The sequence below is a fragment of the Hymenobacter terrestris genome (genome assembly GCF_013377905.1).
Taxonomy (GTDB): Bacteria; Bacteroidota; Bacteroidia; order Cytophagales; family Hymenobacteraceae; genus Hymenobacter; species Hymenobacter terrestris.
In genome coordinates, this window is record NZ_JABKAV010000124.1 from 1 (window position 1) to 3,597 (window position 3,597).

Consider the following 3,597-nt stretch of genomic DNA (forward strand, 5'->3'; position numbering starts at 1 on the left):
AACGAAGCCCCCCCCCCTTTTTGAAGGCCTCGCGGGGGGGGGGGGGGGGGTCTCCCCCCCCCCCGCCGTTAAACGATTATCGTTGACACGGTATGAACGGCGGACGGAGACAAGCCCTGCTTTTACGGACGTTCTGTAAGCCCCCGTTGCCACTTGGCAGCGGGGGCTTTTTGCGTCGTTTTGCCCTTGGAAACCGTATGTTGAAGCCCTGCCACCACTCCCGCACCGCTATGCAAACCAGCCCCCAATACGTTATCGGCCTCGATTTTGGCACCAGTTCGGTGCGCGCTTTATTGGTCGAGGTAGCCACCGGCCGCGAGGTGGCCGACGCCGTGCGGCCCTTCCCGCGCTGGGAGGCCGGCCAGTTCTGCGACCCCGACCTGAACCAGTTCCGCCAGCACCCGCTCGACCATTTAGAGGGCCTCACCGAGGTTGTGCGCGAGGTAGCGGCTTTGGTTGATGACCCCGCGCAAATTGTGGCTTTGGCCGTGGATGCCACCGCTTCGACCCCCGGCCCGGTAAACGAGCAGGGCCGGGCGCTGGGGCTGCTGCCCGAATTCGCCCAGGAGCCCGACGCGCTGTTCATCCTCTGGAAAGACCATACCGCCGTGGCCGAGGCCGAGGAAATCAACCAGTTGGCCCGCATCTGGGGCGGCCCTGACTATACCAAGTATTCTGGCGGCGTGTACTCGTCGGAGTGGTTCTGGTCGAAAATCACACGCATTACGCGCCGCAACGAGCGGGTGGCCCAGGCGGCGCACTCGTGGCTGGAGCACTGCGACTGGCTGACACTGGAGCTTACCGGCCTGCCGCTGGCCGAGCTAAAGCGCAGCCGCTGCGCCGCCGGCCACAAGGCCCTCTGGCACCCCGACTGGGACGGCCTGCCGGCTGAGGAGTTCCTAACCCAGCTCGAACCCCAACTAGCCGGCCTGCGCGCGCGCCTCTACCAGCAAACCTACCCCGCCGACGAGGCTGCCGGCACCCTGAGTCCCGCGTGGGCCGAAAAGCTGGGTTTACGTCCCGAAACGGTGGTAGCCGTGGGCACTATAGATGCCCACGCCGGTGGGGTAGGGGCGGGCATCACGCCCTACACGCTGGTAAAAGTGATGGGCACCAGCACCTGCGACATTGTAGTGGTGCCGCCCACCGATTTGGTCGGCCGGGCGCCGGTGGCCGGCATCTGCGGGCAGGTCGAGGGCTCGGTGGTGCCCGGGCTGGTGGGCCTGGAGGCTGGCCAGTCGGCCTTTGGCGACCTGCTGGCCTGGTTCGAGGAGCTGCTTAACTGGCCGCTGGCCGCCGTGCTGGCCCGTACTACCAGCCTCAGCGCCGAGCAGCGCGAAGAGCTGCGCCAGGAAGCCGAAGATAATTTGCTGGAGTTGCTCACCGAAGCCGCCCAGAGGTTGCCCTTTGCCCAGAGCCCGGTATTGGCCCTCGACTGGGTAAACGGCCGCCGCACGCCCGACGCCAACCACCAGTTGCAGGGCGCGCTCCGCAACCTGACGATGGGCAGCAGCGCCCCCGAGATATTCCGTGCGTTGGTGGAGGCGCTGTGCTACGGCTCGCGCCATATTCTGGAACGGTTCGAGCAGGAAGGCATCATCATCAAAGAAATCATCGGCGTCGGGGGCGTGGCCAAAAAATCGGCCTACCTGATGCAGACGCTGGCCGACGTGCTGGGGCGGCGCATTGCGGTAGTAGCCTCGGAACAGGCTCCGGCCTTGGGCGCGGCCATGTACGCGGCCGTGGCCGCCGGCTGCTACCCGAGCGTGGAGGCAGCCCAGCAGGCTATGGGCAGCGGCTTTTCGGAAGAGTACACACCCGACCCGGCGCGGATGACGGTTTATAATGCCCGTTACGCGGAATACCGGGCGTTTGGTGATTTTGTGGAGGCCACTACGTTCGGTCCCGACAGTCCGGCCGGTTCGACTGGCGCCTAATTCGGGAACAAATTGGACCTGGACGGTTAATCGTGCGTACTACCCAGCGCGCTGCCTGATTTCGCGTGCTTACACCCCTTTGTAATATATGGCTGAATCCTTTCTGACAGAAATTAAAGAACACTTCGGTAGTGGCAACTACGAGGGCGACGAGCACGGGGGGGCCAGCGGCACTTCGGGCCAGGGCCTGCCCACCGGCACGCCGGGCAACTTCATGTTTGCCACCGGCATCGAATGCTCGTACCCCACCATCGAACACGGCAAATTGCGCCGCGACCTGCTCGAAGAGTGCGGCCACTACAAGCACTGGAAAAAAGACCTGCAGCTGGTAAAGGACATGGGCCTGAAGGTGCTGCGCTACGGGCTGCCCTACTACAGCATCCATAAGGGCCCCGGCGAGTACGACTGGGAGTTTGCCGATAAGGTGATGGCCGAAATCCAGCGGCTGGAAATTACGCCCATCCTGGACCTGCTGCACTTCGGGGTACCCGACTGGCTGGAGAATTTCCAGAACCCCAAGTTGCCGGTGCATTTCGCCGAATACTGCGGGGCCGTAGCCGAGCGCTACCCCTGGGTGCGCTACTACACGCCCATCAACGAAATCTATGTAACGGCCAAGCTGAGCGCCAAAGATGGTATCTGGAACGAGCAGCTGCAGTCAGATGAAGCCTTCGTAACGGCCATCAAACACATGGTGGCGGCCAGCATCATGGGCAACCAGCAGATTGCCAAGCACCGGCCCGACTGCGTGATTGTGCAGAGCGAATCGGCCGAGTACACCCACGAGTTGCGCACCGAGCGCACGCCCCATATTCAGCTGGAAAACAAGCTGCGTTTCCTGGCTCTCGACCTGCTCTACGCTCACCACCCGGATGGCGAGGTGTTTTCTTACCTGCGCAAAAATGGCCTCAACCAGGAGGAATACGACTGGTTTATGGCCGGTGAGCCTCCGGGATACCAGATTATGGGCAACGACTACTACGGTCGCAACGAGCGGATGATTCTGCCCGACGGCGAAGTGCTGGTGGCGTCCGACGTCATGGGCTGGTTCAATATCACCCACGACTATTACCTGCGCTACCGCAAGCCGGTAATGCACACCGAAACTAACATCTTCAACCCCGACGAGGCTCCGGCCTGGCTCTGGAAGCAGTGGGTAAACATCCTGCAGATGCGCAAAATCGGGGTGCCGGTGCTCGGCTTCACTTGGTACTCGCTCATCGACCAGGTTGACTGGAACCGGGGCCTGGAGGTAAAGGAAGGCACCGTAAACGCCTGTGGCCTGTTCGATATGGACCGTAACCCCCGACCCGTGGCCGCCGCCTACCGCAAGCTGCTGCAGGAATACGGCCAGATTGCCATTATCCCCCACGGCGAGCTGTTCGAGCAAACCACCCGCCCAGCCACGCTGAAAGTGGAGATTTAACGCTCCAGAGGGAGCATCCCGGCTCAGAAAAACAAGCTGTCATTCTGAATTGGATAAAGGACCTTACCCTGCTGAAACGAGCCATTCTTGTGGCCGTTCCAGCAGGGTAAGGCCCTTTCTATTGTTGAACCAAGCCGTTTTTAATAGCTACCCCAAGCTCCAAAGAACGACGTAGGGGCGGGGCCTTTTCCCCCCCCCCCCTTGAAGGTCTGGGTGTGAATATTTGAACAGCGG

The 3,597-nt window shown here is 62.0% G+C and carries 2 protein-coding genes; both read left to right on the plus strand.

The features are described 5' to 3' along the window. Window positions 1-197 precede the first annotated feature (197 nt). Window positions 198-1,937, plus strand: a complete 1,740-nt coding sequence (locus HW556_RS18110; RefSeq protein ID WP_246289720.1) for a ribulokinase — start codon at window positions 198-200, stop codon at window positions 1,935-1,937. 88 nt (window positions 1,938-2,025) lie between these two features. After that, complete coding sequence (locus HW556_RS18115) at window positions 2,026-3,363, plus strand: family 1 glycosylhydrolase (protein ID WP_176901525.1); 1,338 nt, start codon at window positions 2,026-2,028, stop codon at window positions 3,361-3,363. Window positions 3,364-3,597: the final 234 nt, after the last annotated feature.